This window comes from Labrenzia sp. 011, assembly GCF_003075075.1.
In the GTDB taxonomy this organism is placed as follows: Bacteria; Pseudomonadota; Alphaproteobacteria; order Rhizobiales; family Stappiaceae; genus Roseibium.
Genome location: NZ_QCYM01000002.1, coordinates 53,083 through 77,717, shown reverse-complemented (window position 1 = coordinate 77,717; position 24,635 = coordinate 53,083). Strand labels below are relative to the sequence as shown.

At 62.7% G+C, this 24,635-nt stretch carries 22 protein-coding genes; 9 read left to right on the top strand and 13 right to left on the bottom strand.

Annotation, left to right across the window (positions count from 1 at the left end; all coding sequences use genetic code 11):
• Positions 1–48: 48 nt before the first annotated feature.
• Positions 49–3,567, bottom strand: coding sequence for a PAS domain-containing hybrid sensor histidine kinase/response regulator (locus tag DCO57_RS03195; RefSeq protein ID WP_116697426.1), 3,519 nt, complete (start codon positions 3,565–3,567; stop codon positions 49–51).
• A gap of 357 nt (positions 3,568–3,924) precedes the next feature.
• On the opposite strand from DCO57_RS03195, the gene DCO57_RS03190 reads away from it, so the two are divergent.
• The 5 genes from DCO57_RS03190 (at position 3,925) to DCO57_RS03170 (ending at position 8,533) form a co-directional block, all read left to right on the top strand.
• Entirely contained in the window at positions 3,925–5,133 is a 1,209-nt protein-coding gene (locus DCO57_RS03190; RefSeq protein ID WP_244287870.1) for a pyridoxal phosphate-dependent aminotransferase, read from the top strand.
• A gap of 75 nt (positions 5,134–5,208) precedes the next feature.
• On the top strand, positions 5,209–6,408 hold the full coding sequence (locus DCO57_RS03185) for a PAS domain S-box protein (RefSeq protein WP_116697425.1): 1,200 nt from the start codon (positions 5,209–5,211) through the stop codon (positions 6,406–6,408).
• A gap of 6 nt (positions 6,409–6,414) precedes the next feature.
• Positions 6,415–7,026 (top strand): response regulator, encoded by a 612-nt coding sequence (locus tag DCO57_RS03180; RefSeq protein WP_116697424.1) that lies wholly within the window; start codon positions 6,415–6,417, stop codon positions 7,024–7,026.
• A gap of 130 nt (positions 7,027–7,156) precedes the next feature.
• On the top strand, positions 7,157–7,498 hold the full coding sequence (locus DCO57_RS03175) for a response regulator (RefSeq protein ID WP_116697423.1): 342 nt from the start codon (positions 7,157–7,159) through the stop codon (positions 7,496–7,498).
• 321 nt (positions 7,499–7,819) lie between these two features.
• On the top strand, positions 7,820–8,533 hold the full coding sequence (locus DCO57_RS03170; RefSeq protein ID WP_116697422.1) for a helix-turn-helix domain-containing protein: 714 nt from the start codon (positions 7,820–7,822) through the stop codon (positions 8,531–8,533).
• A 101-nt stretch (positions 8,534–8,634) separates the two neighbouring features.
• Here the strand turns inward: DCO57_RS03170 and hemN are convergent, their stop codons facing one another.
• Positions 8,635–10,011 (bottom strand): oxygen-independent coproporphyrinogen III oxidase, encoded by a 1,377-nt coding sequence (gene hemN, locus DCO57_RS03165; protein ID WP_116697421.1) that lies wholly within the window; start codon positions 10,009–10,011, stop codon positions 8,635–8,637.
• A gap of 217 nt (positions 10,012–10,228) precedes the next feature.
• Between hemN and DCO57_RS03160 the strand changes: the two genes are divergently transcribed.
• Entirely contained in the window at positions 10,229–11,272 is a 1,044-nt protein-coding gene (locus DCO57_RS03160; protein WP_116697420.1) for an AbrB family transcriptional regulator, read from the top strand.
• Positions 11,273–11,303: 31 nt separating this feature from the next.
• Here DCO57_RS03160 and DCO57_RS03155 read toward each other — a convergent pair whose 3' ends face one another.
• The gene (locus DCO57_RS03155) at positions 11,304–12,626 is read right to left on the bottom strand and encodes an aminotransferase class I/II-fold pyridoxal phosphate-dependent enzyme (RefSeq protein ID WP_116697419.1); all 1,323 of its coding nucleotides are present in this window, start codon (positions 12,624–12,626) and stop codon (positions 11,304–11,306) included.
• 101 nt (positions 12,627–12,727) lie between these two features.
• On the opposite strand from DCO57_RS03155, the gene DCO57_RS03150 reads away from it, so the two are divergent.
• Positions 12,728–13,624 carry a LysR family transcriptional regulator gene (locus tag DCO57_RS03150; protein ID WP_116697706.1) on the top strand — a complete coding sequence of 299 codons (897 nt, stop codon included), beginning with the start codon at positions 12,728–12,730 and terminating at the stop codon, positions 13,622–13,624.
• 114 nt (positions 13,625–13,738) lie between these two features.
• A complete protein-coding gene (locus DCO57_RS23465) occupies positions 13,739–13,897 on the top strand; it encodes a hypothetical protein (RefSeq protein WP_165814623.1) in 159 nt (52 codons plus the stop codon).
• Positions 13,898–14,106: 209 nt separating this feature from the next.
• On the opposite strand, the gene DCO57_RS03145 is transcribed toward DCO57_RS23465, so the two are convergent.
• The 10 genes from DCO57_RS03145 to DCO57_RS03100 all read right to left on the bottom strand — a co-directional run bounded on the left by DCO57_RS03145 (position 14,107) and on the right by DCO57_RS03100 (position 23,397).
• Positions 14,107–14,460: a RidA family protein gene (locus tag DCO57_RS03145; protein ID WP_116697418.1), complete on the bottom strand. Its 354-nt coding sequence runs from the start codon at positions 14,458–14,460 to the stop codon at positions 14,107–14,109.
• A gap of 37 nt (positions 14,461–14,497) precedes the next feature.
• Positions 14,498–15,598: an FAD-binding oxidoreductase gene (locus DCO57_RS03140; protein ID WP_116697417.1), complete on the bottom strand. Its 1,101-nt coding sequence runs from the start codon at positions 15,596–15,598 to the stop codon at positions 14,498–14,500.
• The gene (locus DCO57_RS03135; RefSeq protein WP_116697416.1) at positions 15,595–16,617 is read right to left on the bottom strand and encodes a histone deacetylase family protein; all 1,023 of its coding nucleotides are present in this window, start codon (positions 16,615–16,617) and stop codon (positions 15,595–15,597) included. Before DCO57_RS03135 ends, DCO57_RS03140 begins: the two co-directional genes overlap by 4 nt.
• Positions 16,614–17,096, bottom strand: a complete 483-nt coding sequence (locus DCO57_RS03130; RefSeq protein WP_116697415.1) for an N-acetyltransferase — start codon at positions 17,094–17,096, stop codon at positions 16,614–16,616. Before DCO57_RS03130 ends, DCO57_RS03135 begins: the two co-directional genes overlap by 4 nt.
• Positions 17,097–17,098: 2 nt before the next feature.
• The gene (locus tag DCO57_RS03125) at positions 17,099–18,028 is read right to left on the bottom strand and encodes a 3-keto-5-aminohexanoate cleavage protein (protein ID WP_116697414.1); all 930 of its coding nucleotides are present in this window, start codon (positions 18,026–18,028) and stop codon (positions 17,099–17,101) included.
• 9 nt (positions 18,029–18,037) lie between these two features.
• Positions 18,038–19,393: an aspartate aminotransferase family protein gene (locus DCO57_RS03120; protein WP_116697413.1), complete on the bottom strand. Its 1,356-nt coding sequence runs from the start codon at positions 19,391–19,393 to the stop codon at positions 18,038–18,040.
• Positions 19,390–20,475, bottom strand: coding sequence for an ABC transporter ATP-binding protein (locus DCO57_RS03115; protein ID WP_116697412.1), 1,086 nt, complete (start codon positions 20,473–20,475; stop codon positions 19,390–19,392). Before DCO57_RS03115 ends, DCO57_RS03120 begins: the two co-directional genes overlap by 4 nt.
• A gap of 75 nt (positions 20,476–20,550) precedes the next feature.
• A complete protein-coding gene (locus DCO57_RS03110) occupies positions 20,551–21,690 on the bottom strand; it encodes an extracellular solute-binding protein (protein ID WP_116697411.1) in 1,140 nt (379 codons plus the stop codon).
• 55 nt (positions 21,691–21,745) lie between these two features.
• The gene (locus tag DCO57_RS03105) at positions 21,746–22,531 is read right to left on the bottom strand and encodes an ABC transporter permease (RefSeq protein WP_116697410.1); all 786 of its coding nucleotides are present in this window, start codon (positions 22,529–22,531) and stop codon (positions 21,746–21,748) included.
• A complete protein-coding gene (locus tag DCO57_RS03100) occupies positions 22,531–23,397 on the bottom strand; it encodes an ABC transporter permease (protein WP_116697705.1) in 867 nt (288 codons plus the stop codon). The genes DCO57_RS03105 and DCO57_RS03100 overlap by 1 nt, the downstream gene beginning before the upstream one ends.
• A gap of 108 nt (positions 23,398–23,505) precedes the next feature.
• Between DCO57_RS03100 and DCO57_RS03095 the strand changes: the two genes are divergently transcribed.
• Positions 23,506–24,489, top strand: coding sequence for a LysR family transcriptional regulator (locus DCO57_RS03095; protein WP_116697409.1), 984 nt, complete (start codon positions 23,506–23,508; stop codon positions 24,487–24,489).
• The last annotated feature ends 146 nt before the right edge of the window (positions 24,490–24,635 follow it).

Sequence of the window (24,635 nt, the reverse complement as noted above, 5' to 3'; positions counted from 1 at the left end):
GAGCGGACAGCCGAGACGCGCTGGTCCTGACCGGGTACGGGAAGCTGCCTATTCCGCCGCGTGCCCTGCCTGAAAACGGGCCAGATAGGCCCGCAGGGCGGCAGGCTTGACCGGCTTGTTGAAGAAGGTGATGTCCTTTTCGCCGGCTTCCGTGCGAACCGACCGGCTGCGATCCGCAGTAATCAGAAGCGCCGGGATCTGGGCGCCGAATTTCCACCGCAGTTTCAGGATCGCCTCGATGCCGGTGCCGTTGTCCAGGTGATAGTCGGCCAGGATAACATCCGGCGTCACTGAAGCCTGGCTCAAAAGCGCGGCTGCTTCGACATCGTCGGCGGCGGCGATGACATGGCATTTCCAGCTGGACAGCAAATGGCGCATGCCGCTCAGGATGTCCGGTTCGTTATCGATCGCTACCACGACGAGACCGTCCAGATGGCCGGAAATCGCCGGAGCCTGCTGGACGGGGGGCAGATCAGGCAGGGCGGTCGAACGCGGCAGCTCGACGGAAAAGCAGGAGCCGCGATTGGCTTCCGAGCGCAATTCCACCGGATGATCCAGCACATGACTGATCCGTTCGACGATGGACAGGCCGAGCCCGAGACCCTTTGCCATCCGCATTCCGTCGTCCAGCCGGTGGAATTCCTGGAAGATGGCTTTCTGCTTGTTCTTGGGGATGCCCATTCCCGTGTCGTGAACCTCCACAAGCACACGATTGCCCCGCCTGCGACAGCCGACCAGAATCTTGCCCTGCTGGGTGTATTTCAGCGCGTTGGACACAAGGTTCTGGAGGAGGCGGCGCAGAAGACGCCTGTCCGTCCGCACACTGAGGTCGGTCGGCACGATCCTGAGGTCCAGCCCCTTTTCCTCGGCGACTGGCCGGAAATCCAGAGCCAGGCCGCGAAAGAGTTCATCGAGACGGAACACGGTCGGCTCCGGTTTCAGGGCGCCTGTATCCAGGCGTGAGATGTCGAGCACGGCTCCCAGAATGTCCTCGACCGATTCCAGGGCCGATTCCACGTTGCTTGCGAGATTGCCGTCACCGCCGTCCTTGAGCTTGTCGACCAGCACGGAAGCGTAGAGGCGGGCGGCGTTCAGCGGTTGCAGGATGTCATGCCCGGCCGCAGCCAGAAAGCGCGTCTTGCCGATATTGGCTTCTTCCGCCGCCCTTGTGGCCTCGACAAGGCGCTCGTTCACGTGAGTGAGCTCCTCGGTTCGCTCCCGGACCCGCCGTTCGAGGGTTTCGTTGGCCCGCGCGAGCGCTTCTTCCGCCATGACCCGCTCCGTGATGTCGGTATAGGTCGTCACGATGCCGCCATCGGGCATCGGGCTGATCCGGACTTCGAAGACGGACCCGCTCGATGTCAGTTTTTCCTGGAACGTTTCCTGGATCATGACCAGTTTCTCGAGCCGGTCCGCGACAATCGCCTCCACAGGGCCCGGCCCGTGCTCGCCGCGTTCCGCGTTGTAGCGCAGGATTGCGTCGAGGGAGGTGCCGACCTGGCCGTATTCCGCGGGCAGGCCGAGCAGGTCCCGAAACTGGCGGTTCCAGCAGATCAGCCGCAGATCCTGATCGAAAACGCCGATGCCCTGACGCACCTGGTTGAGCGCGGTCTGAAGCAGGTCCCGGTTGTATTGAATGGCGATGGACGCATCGTCCAGCAGCTTGACGGCCCCCTTGGTCGAGGGATCGTGCCGTTTCAGCATCAGCGTCAGCACCAGGCGCGACGACGCCGCGCCGATCGCGCTGGCCAGAATCTGTTCCGAGAACCGCAGCAGATTGGCGTCGGCCAGCGTGTTGGGATCGAGCTGGATCCCCCTTTCGCTGGCGAACCGCTTGAACGAACGCTCGGTGCGTTCTTCGCCGAGATAACGGGCAACCGTCGCCTGCAGATCGCCGGCCTTAACCGATGTCCGCCAGTAGCGCAGATTGGGCGAGGGCGTCAGTTCCGCCGGAACGAAGACATTTGCCTGAAGGGTTTCAGCCGGAAGCGGCTTCCTGAGGAAGGAGGCACCCACGAACAGGATGATGTTGACGAACAGGCTCCAGAGCGTTCCGTGTATGAAGGGATCGATCTCGATCCCCAGTAGCGACTGGGGATTGAGCATGCTGATGCCGAAGGGGCCGGTCTGCAGAAAGCCGCCGGTGATCAGGCCGCTTTGTGCGAATGTCGGCAGCAGGAGCGTATAGGCCCACCACAGAAATCCGCCGCTGAGTCCGGCGAGAGCACCGAGGGATGTCGCCCGGCGCCAGAACAGCGCGCCGACAAAGGCCGGTGCGAATTGTGCGATTGCCGCGAAGGACAGCAGGCCGATGGAGACCAGGGCGGCGGTGTCGCCGGCTGCCTTGTAATAGGCATAGGCCAGCAGCAGGATTGCGAAAATGGCCAGGCGCCGGATCGTGAGAAGCTGGCTGCTCATGTCCTTGCCGCCGGAACGGATGATTTCCTCCTCCCCGTGCCGCCGCAGCAGCAGCGGAACGACGATGTCGTTGGAAATCATGATGGCCAGCGCGACGGTCGCCACGATCACCATGGCGGTTGCGGCCGAGAGGCCGCCGATGAAGGCGAACAGGGCCACCCAATGCTGGTTGGCGTCGATCGGCAGGGCCAGCACGAAGGTGTCCGGATTGACATCCTGGCCGAAGCGCAGCAGCCCGGCGGCCGCAATGGGAATGACGAACAGGTTGATCAGAACCAGATAGACCGGGAACATCCACACGGCGCGGCGCAACTCGGCGTCGGAATTGTTTTCCGTCACCGTGACGTGAAACTGGCGCGGCAGAAGGAGAACCGCAAAGGACGAGAGAACCGTCATCACCAGCCAGTTGCCGGTGTTGGGCGGCTTCTCGAACACGGCGGCCACCTCGGGGGCTTCTGCTATGGCCCGGACCAGATCAACGGGGCCGTCGAACAGGGCAAAGGTGACCCAGATTCCGACCGCCAAAAAGGCGATGAGCTTGACGACGGCTTCTGCGGCAATTGCCAGCATCAGCCCTTCCTGGTGCTCGGTCGCGTCGATATGGCGGGTGCCGAAGGCCCAGCTGAAGATCGCCATGCCGAGCGCGATCAGCAGCGTGATGTCGTCGAAGACCGGAGTAAAGATGTCGCCCGGAGACGTCAGTGGCCCGATCATGGTGGTGATCGACAGGGAGACTGCCTTGAGCTGAAGGGCGATATAGGGAATGATTCCGATCACCGCGATCAGGGTTGCCACAGCGGCCACCGACTGGCTCTTGCCGTAGCGCGACCCGATGAAATCCGCGATCGAGGTGATGCTCTCGGCCTTGGATATCTTGATGATCCGGCTGAGCAGCGCATATCCCAGCGCGAAGACGATCAGCGGCCCGATATAGATGGTCAGGAACTCGGCGCCATTCCGGCTGGCGTTGCCGACCGAGCCGAAAAAGGTCCAGGAGGTGCAGTAGACCGACAGCGACAAGGCATAGATGAACGGTCTGCCGCCGGTTCTCGACGAATAGCGGCGCGGTGTGCGGTCGCCATAGCTGGCGATGGCGAACAGCAGCAGGATGTAGGCCGTGGCGGCCAATATCACGATCCATCCGTGCATGCTGATACGGTGTCCCGTCCTCCCGATCGGGTTGATATCTTCCGCGCGCCTCTCGCGGGTGCGCTTGTCGCGTCCGGCGTCCGGCCGGGCTTTTCACAATCCGATCATAGCTTTTGCGTTCTGTCTATCCACCTTGCGACCAAGACAGGGCCTTGCACGGCCGTCGACGCTGCTGCGAAGCACCGGAATTGATCACCGCCGTTGATGTCTTCTTCACATCCTTTGATAATTCACCGAGCGGCAAACCGGCTATGGTTTGCCGCCGCGAATCAACGCGTTTCTCCGCGGATCGGGAGGCTGCGACCGGCAACCACTCGCCTTACTCCGGACCGCCTTTGCCCTGGCGGGCCCCGGAAAATGTCAGTTGTTACCATGAAAGGTTCCAGCCCGTTGACCAGCCTGATCGATCGCCTCAGCCCGGAAGCCAGGAATGCGCCGGAAAGCGGAATTGTCGAAGTTTTCAATGCGGGGCGGGGCAGGGACGATCTGATCCCCCTGTGGGCAGGCGAAGGGGATCTGCCCACGCCGGAGTTCATCTGCAGGGCGGCCAGCGATTCCCTTGAGCGGGGAGAAACCTTCTACACGTATCAGCGCGGCATTCCGCCGTTGCGTGAGGCGCTGGCAGCCTATCACCGGGACACCTATGGCAGAGAATTCGCGCCGGAGCGCTTCTTCGTCACCGGGTCCGGTATGCAGTCCATTCAGCTTGCCGTCCAGGCGGTGGCGGGCGCGGGCAGCGAAGTCATCGTGCCCACCCCTGCCTGGCCGAATATTTCCGCGGCGGTCGAACTGCGCGGTGCCCGAGTGGTCTCCGTGCCCATGCGCGAGGAAGAAAACGGCTGGCGCCTGCATATCGAGGATGTCGAGGCGGCAATCACGCCGCGCACGAAGGCGCTTTTCCTGAATTCGCCCTGCAATCCCACCGGCTGGGTCGCGGATGAAGCGGTGCTGAAGGCGTTCCTGGATCTTGCCCGCAGGCATGGATTGTGGATCATCGCCGACGAGATATACGCGTTCTTCTACTACGGCGAAGGCCGGCGGGCGCCGTCGTTTTACGATATCGCCGATGACGACGACGACCAGATCATCTTCGTCAATTCCATGTCCAAGAACTGGGCGATGACCGGCTGGCGGGTGGGCTGGATTTCCGCGCCCGCCGTTCTCGGCCAGGTGATCGAAAATCTCATCCAGTATTCCACCTCGGGTGTTCCGTCCTTTTCCCAGTGGGGCGCTGTGGCCGCGCTGACGGAGGGCCGGGACTTTCTGGGCGAGCAGGTGGCGCGTGCTGCAAGGGGGCGGGAATGCGTGCTCTCCGGTCTGAAGGGTCTGAACCGGGTGAAGGTTCTGCCGCCGCAGGGCGCCTTTTATCTATTCTTTTCAATCGATGGTGTCACCGACACGCGCCGCTTCGCCCTCGATCTGGTGCACCAGACCGGCGTCGGCCTGGCACCCGGTACGGCTTTCGGTCCGGGCGGGGAAAACTATCTGCGGCTCTGCTTTGCCCGGCGGGAAGATCATCTCCAGGAAGCGGTGCGGCGTATAAGTGCTTGGTTGCCAGAGTTTTAGACGTTTGATGGGTTGCTGGTATACGTAAAAGCCCGTAAACCTTGAAAGAACGTGAGTGCCACCAGGGTAACCCAGATGCCGCGCGACAGTGTTTTTGATCACGACGAAGAAACTGCGGGTGAATCGGAGGCACGACTTGCAAGTGTCTTCGATACGGCTGCCGACGGCATGGTGGTGATCAATGATCGCGGTCTGGTCCTCGCATTCAACAAGGCCTGCGAAAGACTGTTCGGCTTCGAAGCCGCGGAGTTGCTCGGGTGCAATGTCAGCAGGATCATGCCGGACGAATATGCGGCCGTGCACGACCACTATCTGAACAACTATCTCGAGACGGGCGTCAAGAAGATCATCGGTATCGGCCGGGAAGTGCAGGGCCGTCACAAGGACGGAACGGTGTTTCCGATAGAGCTGTCCGTCGGCGAGGCATCCACGCCGGTCGGCCGCCAGTTCATCGGCATCCTGCGGGATCTGCGGCCGCGCAAGCAGATTGAAGACAGGCTTTCCAAGACGCAGGCGCAACTGCTGCACGTGACGCGGATCAGCGCTCTCGACGAAATGGGCGCGGCCATTGCCCATGAGCTCAATCAGCCCCTGACAGCCGTGCTCCTCTATCTGCAGACGGTGTCGCGCAAGGCAAGAAGCGACGACACGCTCGACCCCTTCATTCTCGATGTGATCGGAAAGGCGGTTCGCGAAGCGGAGCGCGCGAGCGAAATCATCCAGCGCATGCGGCAACTGGTCGAGAAAAAGGCGCCGGAGCGCCAGATGGTCGATGTGGCGGAACTGGTCAGAAACTGTCTGGAGATGGCCGAACTGGGCAGCGGCGACGGCTCCTCCTTTCTCCATTCCGAACTGGAAGACGACCTGCCGCTGCTGCCTGCCGATCCCGTGCAGATCCGCCAGATCCTCATCAACCTTCTGCGCAATGCCCGCGAAGCGGTTGCGGACCTGCCGGTCAGGGAAGTGACCTTGTCGGTCGGCCGAAACGAAGACAAGCTCGAGTTTCGGGTGCAGGACAACGGTCCGGGCGTTCCGGACGAACTCGTTGAGGGCCTGTTCCGGGCCTTCACCGGCGTGAAGGAAAAGGGGGTCGGGCTGGGTTTGGCGATTTCCCGCTCCATTGCGCAAAATCACGGAGGCGATCTGAAGCTTGAGGAGGCGCCGAAAGGATGCGGGGCATCCTTCCTGCTGACGCTGCCGGTCGACCCGCCGAACGACGGCGCGCTGCAGTCGCGGACCGAACAGACCACTGATGACCACCTGGGTGAGGAATAGACACAAATGGAAGCTGACCCCGAAGCCATTTACATTGTTGACGATGACCCTGCGGTTCGCGACGCGCTTTCGGTCCTGTTCAACATGGAAGGATACGTGGTCGAGACATTTTCGGACGGCGATACCTTCGTAAATTCGGCAAGCAAGGCGGTGCCGGCGTGTGTGATGCTGGATGTCCACATGCCCGGCCGGTCCGGTATCGAAATTCTCAAGGCGCTGAACGCGGAGAACTACCCGGCTCCGATCTTCATCATCTCCGGGCAGGGCGATATTCCCATGGCGGTCGAAGCCATCCGCAATGGCGCCTTCGATTTTGTCGAGAAGCCTTTTTCCGCTGAAACCGTGCTCGAGCGGGTCAAGGAAAGCATCGCCGCGATGAAGCAGCGCCAGCCGCATGACAGCGCGCTTTCGTTTCACGGCGCCGAAATGTTGACGCGCCGCGAGCTGGAGGTCCTGAAGGAAATCACCAACGGCGCTTCCAACAAGGAAGCTGGCAGAACGCTTGGCATCAGCCCCAGGACGGTGGAGGTACACCGGGCGCGAATCATGGAAAAACTCGGCGCGCGCAATGCTGCGGACCTCGTGCGGATCGTATTGGCAGGCAGAACGGACGGTTGAGACGTCCGGCTGCGCTGTTCTATAGGTAATAATGCGAATACGAAGTTACACGTACAGCTGTTGACACCATACTCCCATAGTCTGATACCTCGGACCCGGTATGTCGCCGGGATACGGGGAATGTAGTCTGTTGGTCGTTCATATTATTGAAGATGATGTCGCCGTCGCCGATGCGCTTGCCCTGGCGCTCGAGGGGCTCGACCGGCCGTCCAGAGTCTATCCGGACGGAGAATCCTTCATATCGGGTGCTGAAATTTCCGCCGGGGACTGGGTCATTGTCGATCTCGGCCTTCCGGGAATGAGCGGAACGGAAATCGTCCGCATACTCGAACGCATGCCGCGCCCGCCGAAGGTCCTGGCGATCTCGGGAAAATCGCAGGCGAAACTGACGCAGCACCTGAAGGAAATACCGGAACTGAAGATCCTGAGAAAACCATTGTCGATTGAGGCAATTGCCGCGGCGATGGAGTAAAATCAAAGAGCGTTCAGGCCGCAATGGCGCCACGCCTGGACGGTCTCCTGAGCCGGGTCCGGATGCTGTCCGTCCGGCTGCGATGTCGTGTCCCTGCGTCATTGCAACCCATATGTAGTTCCGCTTACGCAGTCGCCCGAATTTCTCCAGAAAATTAAAGTAGTTAGATTCACGGTTGCAAGCTGCTGGTGTCGGACGGGGCGCCAGGCGGGAACAGACGGATTTCCTCACTTTTGGTGCGCAAGTTGCAGCACCGGCAGCCGACGCAACCGCTGTCATTGCAAATCTGAGACCGTGCAATTCTGCACGAAGGAGGGACACATGGCATATTTCGAGGTTGGTACCCGGGGGCAGGGCGCAGTTGCCACGAGCGGCGGAGCGCCTGTGTGCGCGACCGCCCGGACATCCTTTTCGGATTTCGGCGGCAAGGCGGTTCACTACGACCCCCATGCGGTCATCTACTACGAGGGTGATCCGGCCAGGCGACTTTACGAACTGCTTCGTGGCTCGGTAATGCTATACAAGCTGCTTCCCGACGGCCGTCGCCAGGTGGTCGAAGTGCTGCAGCCGGGCGACATCTTCGGTCTGGCGAATGGTGAGGAGAATGACTGCACGGCGGAGACGCTGACGGATGCCCTCGTTCAGGAAGTCGAACTGAGGCAGGTCGAGCAGTCGAATGAGCTACAGAGAACCCTGGCCCGATGCCTGTCCAACCAGATGCGCGGGCTGCATGAACATGCGGTTCTGCTGGGACGCAAATCCGCCGTGGAACGGGTTGCGAGCTTCCTCATGCATCTCGTGCCTGATCGCGGCGGTCTCGACTGTACCGGGCCGACGAACCCGGATGATGACAGCTGCGACCTGCGCCTGCACATGACCCGCCAGGAAATTGCCGACTATCTCGGCCTGACCATCGAGACCGTCAGCCGCGTCATTTCCGATCTGAAGCGCCGCGGCGTGATTCGCGTGGACAAGGCGGACAGGATCCACCTCAACAGGATCTGCAGCCTGTGCCAGATGACCGGCATGCACTGAAGGTCGTAGGAACTGTCTGAATTCGAAAGCCGCGGCAACACCGCGGCTTTTTGGTCTCCGGCACCGGCAGGGTCCCTTTTGCCCCCCCCCCGTCAAGGCGGTCAGACCGCCGCCGAATGGCGGGCCTTTCCGGATGCCTGACTGTCAGCCAGATAGGCATCGAAGGCGGCTGCCGCGAGCCGCACATAGGGGCGCCCGGCCTCGGTGACCTCTACCTTCGCATTGTCGTTCGCCCCGCGGTCAAGACGGACAAGGCCGTCGGCGGCGAGCTCTTCCAGGGCCCTGAGTGCGTCGGCGAGATCCTGCGGCGTATGGCCGAATTCCTGGCATACGGGCGTCAGGTCACAGGCATAGTTGGTCATCAGATCCTCGATGATCCGGGCGCGCATGCGATCATCCGCCGACAGGGCGAGCCCCTTGGAGACAGGCAGCTTTCCTGCCTCGATGCTGCGTTGCCAGTTGCCCACATCCGTCTGGTTCTGGATATATCCCGCCGAAAGCCTGCCGATGGACGAGACGCCGAAGCCGATGAGCTGTTCGCCCTGGTCCGTGGTGTAGCCCTGGAAATTGCGTTTCAGGGAGCCGTTCGCAAGTGCGATCGCCATGCTGTCATCGGGACGGGCGAAGTGATCCAGCCCGATGGCGATATAGCCGGCGTCCTGGAGTTCGCGGCGGGCAAGTTCCGCAAGCGACAGGCGCTCGGCGGGTCCGGGAAGCGCGGCTTCGTCGATCAGCCGCTGGTGCTTGCGCATCCAGGGAACATGCGCGTAACCGAACAGCGCGATACGACCGGGCGCAAGCGACAGGGTTTTTTCGACCGAGTCCAGAATCGTGTCCGGTGACTGGCCCGGAAGGCCGTACATCAGGTCGAAATTCAGATCGCCGATACCGGCGGCACGCAGGTCGGCGGTTGCTCTGGCAACAACGTCGAATGGCTGGATTCGTCCGATGGCCTTCTGTACTTCGGGATCGAAATCCTGAACGCCCAGACTGGCGCGGTTGACCCCCATCGTGGCGAGTGTCGCGGCCAGCTCCGGCGTGACCAGTCGCGGATCCAGTTCGATCGCGTGTTCCATGTCCGGCGCGAAATCGAGCAGAACCCGCATGAGACCGGTCAGTTCGATCAGGCTGTCCTTCGGCAGCAGGCTGGGTGTGCCACCGCCCCAGTGAATATGGCGGACAGGCCCCGATCCTCTCAGATGTTCGCCAACGAGCATGATTTCCCGCGCCAGCGTCGCGGCATAGGACTTGAGCGGGGCCTCGCGTCGTGTCGCCTTGGTATGGCAGCCACAATAGTGACAGAGTTCCCTGCAAAAGGGGACATGCAGGTAGAGCGACAGCGAGTCGTCGGGCGTCAGATCGGCGAGCCAGCCGGCATAGGTTTCGCCCGTCACGCCGGCATGAAAATGCGGTGCTGTCGGGTAGCTTGTGTAGCGTGGCACATTGCGCAGAGCGTGCGGAATCGGATCTTTCATCATGGATCGATTGTCCCGGCAATCCGCATTTGCCGCCTTGATTTTTCTCAAGCCGGTCTGGGATCAAACCCTAAGGCAAGGTGTCCGCAACGCTCGTCGGCGGCCCGGCCCGCGTTCACGTTTCTTCTTCATGTTGATTGGTGCAATCAACCATGCAAAAGATAGTCAATAATCCTATAGGGTTCACGATCCGAAACCCTGCATCTGTCAATGGTTCCCCATGTCCTTCTCCGCGCTCGATACTTCCGGCGGCCGCCTGGTGGTCACGCTCCTGTTCGCTGTCCTGGGCGGAGGTGCCTTCCATCTCATGGGTCTGCCGGCAGCCTGGCTTTCCGGTGCGATGGTCTTCGTCTCGGTCGCCACGCTGGGCGGAGTGCGCACCCACATTCCGGTGCGGCTCCGGGAGGTGATGTTCTTTCTGATCGGAATTTCGATGGGCGCGGGCGTCAACCCGGATGTGGTGGATCGGGCCGGTGAGTGGCCCGTGTCCATGGGCATGCTGGTGGTGGTCATGATCTGTGTGACCTATGCCGGATACGCGGTCCTGCATTTCGGTGCCAAATGGACGAAGGAAGCAGCCTATTTCGGCGCGTTGCCGGGAGCGCTTTCCTACGTCATGGGCCTCGCCACGGACCGCGGCGCGGACCTGCCGCGCATCGCCTCGAGCCAGTCCCTGCGTCTGTTCATTCTGGTTGCGGTCGTCCCGTTCGCGGTCGTTGCGTCCAATGGAGAGGTGGACGGGGCGGCGGGCGCCGGGGCCGTATCCGGCCCGATGGATTTCCTGCTTGGGCTGCCCCTGTGTCTGGCCGCAAGCTGGCTGGCCATCAAGCTGCGCATTCCGGGAGGCAGGATGACCGGTGCCTTCTTCATGAGCGCCGGGCTCAATGCCAGCGGCGTGCTGGTCCTGATACTGCCGGACTATGTCACGCTGCCCTGTTTCATGATGATGGGCGCCTTTATCGGCTGCCGGTTCGGCACCATGACCCTGCGCCAGTTTGTCAGCGTGCTCGGTGCGTCTCTGGCGGCCTTCACCGCCGCCTTCCTCACGTCGCTACTGGGTGCATGGATCGTGGCCGAACTGGTGCACATTCCCTTCGGTCAGGCCCTGCTTGCCTACGCACCGGGAGGTCTGGAGGTCATGACGATTCTCGCCTATATGCTCGATCTCGACCCGGCCTTCGTCGCAGCGCACCAGATCGCACGCTTCACCGGCATGGTTCTGGTGCTGCCTTTCCTTACGGCGTTGTTTCTGGGCAAGAAATGAACGCCGGCTTTCCGGTCTCCGGCGCGCGCCTCTATGCGCTGATATAATGCAGCGTGTCGAAACTCCTGCGCCATTCGGCCACCCGTCCGGCCATGGCTTCGGGATCGTTTGAGCGCAGCGCCTCGGCAATCAGCCTTGCCAGCGCCGGCATGTCCTTTTGCGTCATGCCCCAGCGGACCAGCTCGGGCGTGCCGAAACGCAGACCGTTCATGTCCCCGTCGACCGGCGCGACCGGCAGGCCGATGCCGCAGGCCAGGAATCCCGCCTTGCGCAGTTTCTTTGACGCTGTCTGCCCACCGCCGAAGGCTGCTGCCTCCAGCGCGAACTGGTGGGAGGCGGTTATGCCCTTCGAGGTGGAAAAGACGGGCAGGCCATCGGCTGCCAGGGCTTCGGCCAGCGCAGCGGCGGTGGCCGCCATTTCGGTCGCGTAAGCCTTGCCATGGTCGCGCCAGTCCAGCAGCGTGATGGCGAGCGCCGCCGCCTTGGCAACGTCGAAATTGGCGGTCAGGCCGGGAAAGGCGATCGCATCGAGCTTCTGCGAGAGATCCCGCTCGTTGGTGACGATCAGGCCACCCGCCGGACCGCCCAGGCTCTTGTAGGTGCTCATGGTCATCATGTGGGCCCCCTCGGCCAGCGGATCGGAAAAGACGCCGCCGGCGATCATGCCGCACTGATGGGCCGCGTCGAAGAGCACCTTTGCTCCGCTCTCGTCGGCAATGGCGCGGATGGCGGCCACCGGGTGCTGGTGGAGATTGAGGCTCATGCCGATGGTGATGAGTTTGGGACGCACCTTCAGGGCCAGCTCCCCCAGCCCGTCCAGATCGATCGTGTAGCCGTCCGGATCGACGGGCGCTTCGTGGATCTCGAGCCCGTAAAGGCCCGCGCAGCCCGGAGCGTGGTGGGTCACATGCCCGCCGACCGAGGCCGGCGGCGCGATGATCGCATCGCCCGGCCTGGTGGTCGCCATGAACCCGTAGAGATTGGCAAGGGCACCCGAGGCGACACGGATTTCCGCGTATGTCGCGTTGAAGATCTCCGCAGCAAGTTCCGCGGCGATCACCTCGATCTCCTCGATGGCCTCCAGGCCCATCTCGTATTTGTCGCCCGGATAGCCCAGGGAGGGGCGTGAGCCCAGGCCACTGGCGAGCAGGGCCTCCGCTTTCGGGTTCATCACGTTCGTCGCCGGATTGAGATTGAAGCAGTCCCGCTCGTGGATCTTGCGGTTCTCCTGCGCCAGCGCTTCGATGCGCAGGGCGATCTGCTCCGACGACAGGGCCTCCGTGCGGCCGGTGATGTCATCGATACGGGCAGCGGCCTCAGCAGGCAGCCAGGGGCGCAGGTCAAGAGCGGTCATGGTTCACCTCCGGTAAAATCATTGCTGCAGACTGGACAGGAGCTTGCAGGATCGCAAATCAGATTTTAGAAATTCAAGGGCTAGAAAAATTGGGTCTTGTCATGTCCGTGTCTCCGCCGTCTCCCCGGTTCCCCTCCCTCAATGCGCTGAAGGCGTTCGAAGCCGCCGCACGGCTGGGGGGCTTTGCCCCGGCTGCCGAGGAGCTTCATGTGACCTCCGGCGCGGTGGCGGCCCAGATCAAGTCCCTGGAGCAGGAAATCGGCGCGGCTCTCTTTGTGCGCCAGGCGCGGGGTGTCCGGTTGACGCCTCTGGGGCAAAGAGCCCTGCAGGGCTTCGTCGCGGCCTTTGACGTGCTGGGAGACGCCGTGCGTGATCTCAGGCGCGATGCGGCTCCGCAAAAGGTGCATGTCGCCGCGCTGCCGGCCCTGGCTCAGCTCTGGCTGGCGCCAAGGCTGCCCGCCGTTCGCGACCGTCTGGAGGGTGTCGATATCTCGGTGACCGCACTGGAGCGGCCACCGAACCTGAAACGCGTCCCGTTCGATCTCTGTCTCTTTTATGACTCGAAGCCGCTCCGGGACAGGGTGCGGCTTGCGGAAGATGAACTCCTGCCGGTCTGCACGCCGGAGATGGCCAGGACGCTTGCAAACCCGCAGGACCTGAAGGAAGCCGTGTGCCTGACGGACACGGCCTGGGCTGCAGACTGGACAGCCTGGGCGGAAGAGGCCATGCCGGGGGAAGGATTCGCGCCGCGCGGCCCGGTATTTTCCCTCTATGCGCTCGCCCTTCAGGAAGCCCTCAGCGGCGCCGGTGTGCTGATGTCCCGCAGGTCTCTGGTCGCCCCTCATCTGGCGTCCGGTGCGCTGGTGGCACCGTTTGCGAAAACGGTGCCCGCAGGGGAGGCCATCTCTCTCTGGCTGTTGCCATCCGCTCACCGTGGCAGTGCTGCTGAACAGGTCATGGAGGCATTGACGGCGATGGCGGGAGACCCGACCGCCTGAAGCGCCTGCCCTCGGAATGCGCTCCTGTCGGGGAGAACATGACGCAGCGGATTCTTTTTTGAACCTGTCGGGACTTGAAACGTTTGCCATGAAAGCAATACCGATGGAGAGATCATGCCGAGCCCCGGAAACACCGAAACCCGCAGATCATCCGCTCCGGTCAGCTTCGCCACCCTCGTGGCGCTGATCGCCCGTCTCGCGATGCCGCCACAGGTGGACGAACGGGAACAAGAACGCGGGGCCGATCCTGGGGCCGCCGATCCTGTGGACTGACGGACAGCGTTCCGGCCCGCACCGGCTGCTGGCCGGGATCCGGAAAGCTCCCCGGCGAACAGAACGCGGTTACGTCATAGCGCCTTCGGATCTTTCGGGCGGGCTGGTTCGGTGGCGCGGCCAGATCGGCTTGCTCAGTCAAATATCTTTGCAAGGATGCCGCGCGGAACGCGGCACCCATGATTCTGCAGGACGCCTCAGGACGAGCGTCAGGCCGCCGTGGCTGCGACGACGATGATCTCGACCGTATAGTCCGGGGTGGCCAGCCGGGATTCACCACAGGCGCGGGTCGGCGGATTTTCCGGGTCGACCCAGGCATCCCACACGGCGTTCATTTCGTTGAAATCATCCATCGAGGCAAGCCAGATCGTTGCCTGAAGAAGCCGGGACTTGTCGGTGCCAGCCTCGGCCAGCAGCTTTTCGATCTTGTCCAGGATCACCCTGGTCTGGTCCTCGACACTTTCGCCGGGGTTGCCGACCTGGCCGGCCAGCCAAACGAGGCCGCCGTGAATGACGGCCTGACTCATGCGCGGGCCGACATTCAGCCTCTTGATATCGGACATGTCTGATTTCCTTCCGTGTTGACAAGATCGCGACCGCTCAAAGGAGACGGCCCGGATTCAAGGCCTGGACGACATCGCTCCCCAATTCGGAGTTCCGGCCCAGACAGAGATCCGCCGTGAGCTGTGATAGGGCCGGAGCCGTCTGGACGCCATACCCTCCTTGTCCCGCCAGCCAGAAAAATCCGTCCGCATCGCCCGCGAAGCCCACGACCGGCGTCCGGTCCGGGACGAAACTGCGCAATCCCGCCCAGTTGCGTTCCACACGGGTCACCGGCATGGTCACGGCCTGTTCGAACCGGTAAAGGCCTTCGGCAAGCACCATGTCGTCCGCCCATGCGTCATGGGGTTCGACCGGATCCTCGTCTGCCGGAGAGACCATCAGCTTGCCGGCGTCCGGCTTGGCGTACCAGCTTTCAGACGCGCTCGCGACCAGTGGCCAGCCGGTGACATCCACACCCAGCGGCGCGGGCACGATGGCGGCGGAGCGGCGCATGGGGACAAGGCCAACCTTTCTGACACCCGCCAGGCCGGCAATCTCGTCTGCCCAGGCGCCGGCGGCGTTGATCAGGACAGGGGCCTCGAACGCCCCCTTCGGTGTTTCCACCCGCCATTTTCCCGCCGACCGGATGATACGCTGCGCCGGGGCCGACAGGACAAACCGCGCGCCGTGGGTCCTGGCAAGGCGCGCGGCGCCCTGCAGGAAGCGGTCGACATCGATGTCCTTTGCAGCGCGCTCGATGGCCGCGGCGGCGATCCTGTCCTTCCGCAGCAGAGGAAACAGCGACACCGCTTCGCCGGCGGTCAGCAATTCCATGCCCGCCGCGCCCTGCAGATAGGCATCGAACGCGTCCCGCTCGTCTTCCGTGGCAATCAGCAGCTCCCCGCGCGCAGACAGAAGGCTGTGGTCCGAAATCCCCTCCGGGGTTTCCAGCACCGGCTCAGAGGCAGCGTTGAGAGCTCTCAGGGTCGCATTGCCATAGTTGCGGATATAGATCGCCGCCGAGCGCCCGGTGGAATGGCGCCCGAGCGCATCCTCCATGTCCAGCACCGTGATGGAGGCCTCCGGAGCAAGGCGTGCCGCCGCACCCGTTCCGGCAATACCGCCGCCAATGATCAGATAGTCGGAAACTTCGATCATGCGTCCTGATAGCCTTTCAGGACCTGTGTCAGGTTCCCGCCGAGATCGTCGCTGAGATAGCCGCCTTCCTGCACGAAGAGCGTCGGAAGACCGAGGCGGGCGATGGCGCCGCCGATCCGGCCGAACCCCGGAGTGCTGATGGCAAGGCCCTTGAGCGGATCGTTCTCATGGGCGTCCAGACCGAGTGCGACGACCAGCACATCGGCGCCGAAGGCGCGGATATGGGCGAAGGCCGTTTCCAGCGTCTTCAGATAGGCGTCGTCTCCCGTGCCGCGGACCAGTGGCAGATTGAGATTGCAGCCCCGCCCGGCGCCTTCGCCGCGCTCATGGGCGTGTCCCCAGAAGAACGGATAGAACCGGATCGGGTCCGCATGGATGGAAACGGTCAGAACATCGCCGCGCTCATAGAAGATGCCCTGGGTGCCGTTGCCGTGATGAACGTCGATATCGAGAATGGCAGGCCGTTTCCCGGCCGTCAGCAGCCGTTCGGCGGCAATGCCGGAATTGTTCAGAAAACAGAACCCGCCGGCGAGATCCGCGAAGGCATGATGTCCGGGGGGGCGCGACAGCACATATGCGGCCGGTTCGCCACCGGCGATCAGGTCCGCGCCTGTCACGGCGCATTGGGCCGACCAGTAGGCCGCGTCCCATGTCCCGGCCGCAATCGGGCAACTCGTGTCGGCCTGGTGAAAGCCCGCCTGTCCGACCGCCGAGCGCGGGTAGCTGGCGGTGCGCCGGTCCGGATGAATGTTCGGGATCACCTCGTCCGCCGCACCGTCAATACGTCGCCAGCGCTCGTGAATCGTCTGCAGAAAGACCAGATATTCCGCCGAGTGCAGGGCCGCGATCGGTCCCATGCCATGATCCTCCGGCGCCTCGAAACGGCACCCGGCGGCTTCCGCGCCCGCCTTCAGAACGTCTATGCGCCGGGGTTGCTCCGGATTTGCCAGGCGCGTGCCATTGGCCATGAAGTGTTTGGGATCATGCGCTCTCTGGCGGTCGTCGAATACAGCTCTCATGAGCAAGTCCTCAAATTGGTCAGGGCCGGACCTTGCAGGTCGAGGACGGTCTCGCCCTCCCGGGGCTCGAAGCCCAGGCGCTGATAGAACCGGCGGGCATCCGCACTGTCGTGATAGACGGCGAGTTTCACGAAAGTGACGTTCCAGTGTCGTGGTGCATGATCGGCGACAGCCGCCAGGAGACGCTTCCCGAGACCGGCGCCGCGTACGGTCTTGGCCACCCAGAGATCCGAAACGTAAAGGCCCGCTCCGCCCCGTGTGGTCGAAAACAGGGGGGAGGCCAGCACCGCGCCCACGGTCTCCGCCTGCCGGGTGGCGATCAGGGCGAAAAAGGCCGGCGGATCGCGGAACCCGTGACGCAGCAGATCGTCCGGACCGGTGGCGTGTAGGTCTCCGAGCTCCTGCGAGAGGCGTTCGAGGGCAAAGTGAAGCCTTTCGACGTCGTCATGCCCGGCCTGTCTGATCTCTATCGCGCTCATGGTCAAAAGGCTGTCCTGTCCGCACCCTTCAGTGCGAGCATTTTCCGGGCGTCATCGGGAGAAGCGAGGCTGCGGCCGAGCGCCTCCGCAATATCCCGGATTCTGGCGACCTGTTCCGCATTCGATTGGGCGAGCCGGCCCTTGGCGATGTAAAGATTGTCCTCCAGCCCCACCCGCACATGACCGCCCATGCCGGCCGCCATGGCCGCGAAGGGGATCTGCTGACGCCCGGCCGCCAGCACCGAAAACAGGAAGTCCTCGCCAAACAGTTTGTCGGCCATGCGCTTCATGTGCTGCAGGTTCTCGGGATCCGCGCCGATACCGCCCAGAACGCCGAAGACGAACTGGATGAAGAACGGGGGCTTGACCAGGCCCCGGTCGGCAAAGTGGCGCAGCATGTAGAGATGGCTGACGTCATAGCATTCGAACTCGAAGCGTGCGCCGCGTTCTTCTCCCATGCGCACAAGCACCTGGCCGATATCCCGCGGCGTGTTCTTGAAGACGAGGTCGTCCGAATCGAGCAGAAAGGGTTTTTCCCACGCATGCTGCCAGGTGTCGAAACGGCTCGCCAGCGGATAAAGCGCGAAATTCATGGTGCCCATGTTGAGGGAACACATCTCCGGCTCCGCCTGCAGCGGGCCCTCGAGACGCTGCTCCAGACTCATCACCGCGCTGCCGCCTGTCGTCAGGTTCAGGACTGCATCGCAGCCGGTCTTGATCCGCGGCAGAAAGGCCATGTAGTCCCGGGCGCTGGCAGAAGGCTGGCCGGTATCCGGATTGCGGGCATGCAGATGCAGGATGGCCGCACCGGCTTCGGCCGCATCGATCGACTGCCGTGCGATTTCTTCCGCCGTCACCGGCAGGTGAGGGGACATGCTGGGTGTGTGAATCGAGCCGGTTATGGCACATGTGATGATGATTTTTTCTGACATTTCTTGTGACTAGCTGGCCTGGGCCCGTTGTTGAGACATCCTGTCCAGAAACTGGCGCAGAGACAGGTCGAGACCTTCAATGATCTCCGCCACATGGTCCGGCGTTGCGGTCATAGGCGGGGCGACCAGGAAATGATCGCCGTGATAGCCGCCGCGCGTCCGCCGGGAATAAATGATCAGTCCGTTGTCATAGGCGATGTCGACCAGCTGGTTGTAGGCGTTCACTTCCTGCGGCAGCGGCCGCATGCTCGCCCTGTCCTCGACCAGTTCGAAGGCCAGCAGCAGCCCCTTGCCGCGCACGTCGCCGATGAGCGGATAGCGGGCCATCAGTTTCTCCAGCTCGCCCTTCAGCAGCGCTCCGGTGACGGTTGCGTTGCGGCAAAGGTCTTCCCGTTCGATTTCCTCCAGCACAGCCAGGCCGGCCGCACAGGCCAGCGGGTTGCCGGCATAGGTGAATCCATGCAGAAAGCCTCCGGCGTCGAGCACGTTGGCAACGATATCCCTGTGCGCGATCATGGCCCCCAGCGGCACGTAACCGGCGGCAAATCCTTTCGAAATGACCAGAATGTCGGGGGTGGTGTCCCAGTGCTCGGCGGCGAAGAACTTTCCTGTCCGCCCGCCGCCGGACATGACTTCGTCATGGATCAGCAGCACGCCGTATCGGGTACAGATCTCCCGGATGCGCCGCATGTAGCCTCTGGGAGGAACGAGCGCGCCCGTGGAGGCACCGCCCACAGGCTCGACGATGAAGGCAAGGATGGTTTCCGGACCTTCGGCGAGAATCTTCTCCTCCAGCATGTCGGCATAGTGAAGGCCGGTCGCCTCGTCCTCCGGATCGAGGCCGTCGAGATAGGCGCGTGGAGCCGGAATTTTCGGCATGGGCCGCATCATCGGCTCGAAGGGGGCGGTCAGGGGTGCATAACCGGTCAGCGCCAGCGCGCCGAGGGTGCAGCCGTGGTAGCTCGGCTCCCGGGAAATGACCCGGGTCCGCTGTGCCTCGCCTGTCGCGATGGCATTCTGGCGCGCCAGCTTGATCGCGCTTTCCACCGCCTCCGATCCGCCGGATACGAAGAACACCTTGTCCAGCCCCTCCGGTGCGAGGGCTGCCGTTCTAGCGGCCAGTTTTTCCGCCGGTTCCGTTTCGAAATGCAGCCGGTAGCCGAAGGTCGATTTCTCCATCTGCCTGCGCATGGCTTCCAGGACGCGCGGGTTCGAATGACCGATGTTGCAGACCATGGCGCCGGAAGAGCCGTCCAGATAGCGCTTGCCGTCCACGTCCCACATGTAGACGCCCTTGGCCTGATCGAGCACCGGCCGCCTTTGCCGCGACTGATAGAAGAGGTGCGATTTTTCAGGTGAACTCATGCGGAAGCTCCCGGCAGCGCGGCACAGTCTCGTGGACGGAAACGGACGGAAACCGTTTCTCCTTCCTGAAAGGGACGCTCGTTGATCATGTTGATTGCCTGAAGTTGTCGGTCCCCGATGCGGACAAAATAGCGGGCTGCCTGCCCCTGGTAAACGACGGCTTCCACCACCCCGTCAAGGGCGAGGCGGCCCTCCATGGCTTGCGAGCTATCGGCCAGCAACAGCTTTTCGGCCCGGATGACCAGCTTCGCCGGCCCGGGTCCCTCCACATGTGGCGCCCTGTCTTTCGGCACGGTGATCCGGCCGAAAACGGGCAGCTCGAGGGACAGGCCGTCCGCGGTAAGCTCCGTGCAGGTCGCGTCGAGGATGTTGGAGATCCCGAGAAATCTGGAGACGAATTCACTGGCCGGTGTGTTGTAGACTTCTTCCGGCGTGCCGATCTGCTCGATCCGGCCATCGGACATGACGACCACCCGGTCGGACATGGCCAGAGCCTCCGACTGGTCGTGGGTCACGAAGACCGTGGTGATCCCGATCCGCTGCTGAATGCGTTTCAGCTCGACGCGCATGTCTTCGCGCAGATTGGCGTCCAGCGCGGAAAGCGGTTCGTCGAGCAGCAGCACATCCGGCTCGATGACAATGGCCCGGGCCAGCGCAATCCGCTGCTGCTGGCCTCCGGACAGTTGCTTCGGGTAGCGCTCGGCCACATGGGGAAGCTGCACGAGATCGAGAACGTCCCGTACCTTGCGGTCCATGTCGGCCTTCGTGAGGTTTCGGTATTTCAGTCCGAAGGCCACATTCTGCGCGATCGTCTTGTGCGGAAACAGGGCATAGTTCTGGAACACGAGACCGAGATTGCGCTTGTGGATCGGCACATCATTGACCTGCTGCCCCTTGATCGTGATCTCCCCTTCCGTTGGGTCGATCAGCCCGGCGATCATCCGCAGCGTCGTGGTCTTGCCGCAGCCGGACGGGCCGAGAAGGGTGACGAAACTGCCTTCCGGAATGTCCATGGACATGCGATGGACCGCGGTAAACGATCCGAAACGCTTGACGATATTGGTCAGGGAAACTGCGCCCACAACCGAACTCCGAAAATGTGAGGAAGGATCTCCCGCCCGGCGGCTCCGGACGGGAGAAAGGTTGGTGTCGGACGGTCAGTAGCCCTTCTGGATCCGGCCGAAGGTCTTGGACCAGGCCTGCTCGTGCGAATTCCAGTATTCCGGATTGGCGAAGGTCAGACCGTCGAGCTTGCCGGTGGGATCGAACGCGGGCAGGGTGGGGATCTTGTCGCCGAGATCGACCTTGGTCGGGTCGAGCGCCGGCGGATAGTTCTGCCCTTCGGCCACGGCGATGGATGTTTCCGGCGCCAGCATGAAGTTGAGCAACTCCTCGCAGGCCTCCATCGGCGACCCCTTGATCACGAAGAGACACTCCTGCCAGCCGAAGCCGTTGGGCGGGTCGATATAGCCGATGTCCTTACCCTGCTCCTGCAGCGCATAGATCCGGCCGGACCAGCCCTCGGTCACATAGATCTCTTCCTCGGCGAGCAGACTCATCAGTTCCGCGCCCGATTGCCAGTATTTCAGCAGCAGGTCCCGGTTGGTGCGCACCGCCTCCCAGACAGCGTCCATGTCGGTTGCGTCATTGGGATCCTGATCGGTCTGGAGCGAGGCGTACCAGACCCGTGTCCGCCAGTCGGACCATCCGCCGATCTTGCCCTTGTAGGCCGCGTCGATCAGGAGCTTCGCGCCTTTTTTCTTGGCTTCCTCGTCGGAGATATACTTGCGGTTATAGGCAATGCCGGTGGTGCCATAGTCATATGGCACGCAGGAAAGCGTGCCGTCGGTCACGTTGCGGAACACGTCCGTCAGCTTCGGGATGACATATTTGAGGTTCGGAATGTTCGCTTCGTTCAGCGTCGAATTCAGGCCGAGATTGGCGTAGCGCGCATAGTCGAAAACGCCCGACAGATGGGCGATATTGTATTCGCCCGCCTGGCTCGCCTTTACCCGCGAGAGATATTCGTCGCCGCCGCCGAAGGTGCCGTCGACAACCTTGATGCCCGTCTTCTTCGTGTAGGGATCGAAAGCGTACTTGCGGAAGGCTTCCGAGACGACGCCGCCCCAGCCGTCGAAGCGGACCTGCTCCGTGGCCGCGAGGGCCTGACGGGCAAAGGGCGTGTGCAAGCCATAGGCAAGACCGGCGGCGCCGATCAGTCCCAGGAACTTGCGCCGGTCGAGATCGCCGTTGAGATAGCGTTCGCGCATGCGCTCGTAGCGTTTCGTATTGTCCATTTTTCTGTCCACTCTGGTTCTGTTTATCAGGTCTTGTTGCTTTGATCGCGCGGTTCTAACCGCCGCGCTGCATGGCCATTCGCCGGGCGATTGCCAGTCCCAGGAGCGGCAATCCGACGGTAAGAAAGATCATCACGGTGCCAAGCGCGTTGATTTCCGGCGAAATGGAATTGCGCAGCATGGCGAAGATCTGGGTCGGCACGGTTTCCACCCCGCCCGGCTTCCAGAAGAGGGTTCCGGTGATGTCGTCGAAACTGATGGTGAAGGCGAAGAGCATGCCTGCGAAGACGGCGGGCGCCAGCAGAGGCAGGGTGATCTGGAAAAAGGTCTGCACCGGGCTTGCCCCCAGACTGAGGGCGGCTTCCTCGTAGTCCCGCCGTATGCCGACGAGGCGGGCCTGGACCACCAGGATGACGAAGGGCAGCGTGAAGATGACATGGCCCATCAGGAGCAGGAAGAAGCTCTTGTTGATGGACAGGAAATTCAGGAAAAGCAGCAGAGCGACGGCCAGCACCACTTCCGGCACCAGGATGGGGGCGATCAGCAGCGTCGAGATCAGGTTGCGGCCGGCCACATTGTAGCGCACCAGGGCCAGGCTCGCCAGAACGCCCAGTGTCGTGGAGATCAGTGCCGTCAGCGCTCCCAGGACGATGGACGTCCTGAAGGCTCTCAGGATCGCATCATTGTGGGCCAGTTCGACAAACCAGCGGAAAGACAGTCCGGTCATCGGAAAGCTGCCGAACTGGCTGGCGTTGAAGCTCAGCAGCACCACGACGGCCACCGGCAGGAACATGAAGAGATATACCAGCACCGTATAGACGCGGATCAGCGGCCAGCCCATCAGCCCAGCCCCTTCATCAGCTGTCCCATGCCGAGGTAGTGGTTGTAGATCAGCACCAGCGTTCCCAGGACGGCCAGCAGCATCAGCGACAGGGCCGAACCGAGCGGCCAGTTGAGCTGGGTGATGATCGCCTCGAAAACCAGATTGGCATACATGGCGTCCGTCGGCCCGCCGAGGATCAGCGGGGTGATATAGGTTCCCGCACTGAGGACGAAACAGAGCAGCCCCCCGGCGGCGAGGCCCGGCAGGGACAGGGGCAATGTCACTTCGCGGAACGCCTGCCAGCGGGTGGAACCGAGCGAACAGGCGGCATCTTCCAGGGAAACGTCGATCCCCTCCAGGGCGACATAGACGTTCAGCACCATGAAGGGCAGCAGGAAATGCACGAGCCCGAGGATGACCGTCGGTTCGTTGTAGAGCATCTGGACCGGTTCGGAAGTGAGGCCGAGAGTGAGCAGCACCCAGTTGACCGCGCCGGAGACGCCCAGGATGTTGATCCACGACATGGTGCGGATGATGTAGCTGATCCAGAAGGGCAGCATCAGCAGCAGAAGCAGCAGCGCCTTGTTGCCGTCCGAACGGGCAATGAAATAGGCGGCCGGATACCCCAGGACGGCGCAGGCAGCAGTCGTGATCGCCGCGATCCGCAAGGTGCTGAAGAGAATGTCCCGGTAGAACGGGTCGGTGAGCGCCTCGTTCCAGTTGTCGAGATAAAAGCCCACCTGATCGGCGCCCGATGCGGTGCGCAGCCAGAAGGAATAGACGACGATGAACGCAAGCGGGACAAACAGCAGCAGCCCGATCGCCGTCAGGGCCGGAGACAGGAGGATCCAGGGTTGTCGTCTTTCGCGTGCTTCAACGCTCATGCGGTGGTTCCGGCCAAAATCCATTGTCAGAAGTACTTGACTTCAGGGTCGCAGCCGCGTCTTCATAGATCAAATAGATAATCAGAATTTCAGGTATTGATAAGATCTATGACAAAGGGATTGCGGCCGATCCACGCCGAGCGACTGGCGCGTGAGCTGGACTGGAACCTGCTGAGAACCTTCATCGTGCTCGCCCAGTCCAGCAGTGTGACAGCCGCCGCGGAGAAGCTGCGGCTCAAGCAGCCGACCGTCTCGAGCGCCCTGAAACGGCTGGAAGACCGGCTCGGCCGCAAGCTGATCAACCGCAAGCCGGGCCTGTTCGAACTTACCGAGGCCGGACAGCTGTTGTTCAGGGAGGCGATCGAGATCCAGGGCTCGGTCCTGCGGCTCGGTACCCTGATGCGCGAAGTGACCGACGAGGTTCGCGGCCACGTCGAGATCGCCATGGCCAGCCATGTGGTCTGTCCGCTGTTCGATGACACGCTGCGCGAGTTCCACCACAAGCACCCGGCCGCGACGCTGTCCATCAATGTGTCCGCCAGCAAGGATGCATTGGACGCGGTCTCCTCGCGGCGCGCGTCGCTGGCCGTCTGTCTTGTCCGCGACCGCAATCCGAAACTGGAATATCTGCGCCTCTTCCGGGAATTCTTCGGCCTGTTCTGCGGCCCGCCGCATTCCCTCTTCGGGCGGGAGAACCTGACAAAGGCGGATCTGGCCGGCCAGTTCGCGGTGAGCTTTGTCACGGACCGCATGGAGGATGCGTTGCGGCCGGTGACGCTGATGCGCGCCGCTGCCGATCTCGAGGACCGTATCGTCGGGACTTCGGCCAATCTCGAAGAGGTCCGCCGCATGATCGTTGCCGGTCTGGGGATCGGCCCTCTTCCCGTTCACGTTGCGGCCCGCGACGTGAGGGACGGCCTCCTGTGGCAGCTCCCGCCCTACGACAAGCTGCCGGAGATCGACGTGCATGTGGTGTGGAATCCGAAGGCAAAACTCAATCGGGCGGAAAGGGCGCTGCTCGATCTGGTGCTCGGGAAAATCCGCGAAACGCCGATCGGCGAGAGAACATACGGCGGAAGTGCGGGCGCGTGAAGTCGTTCCTTCCCGGACGCTCCGGAGACGTCCTGACCGGATCTGGAAAGCCGCGCCGGACCTGCCTCGGTCGTTGTCTGCACGGGAGTCTTGACCTGTGCCGACGTCACCCCTATGTGTCGCTTCGCGTGGGACGACCCGCGCCT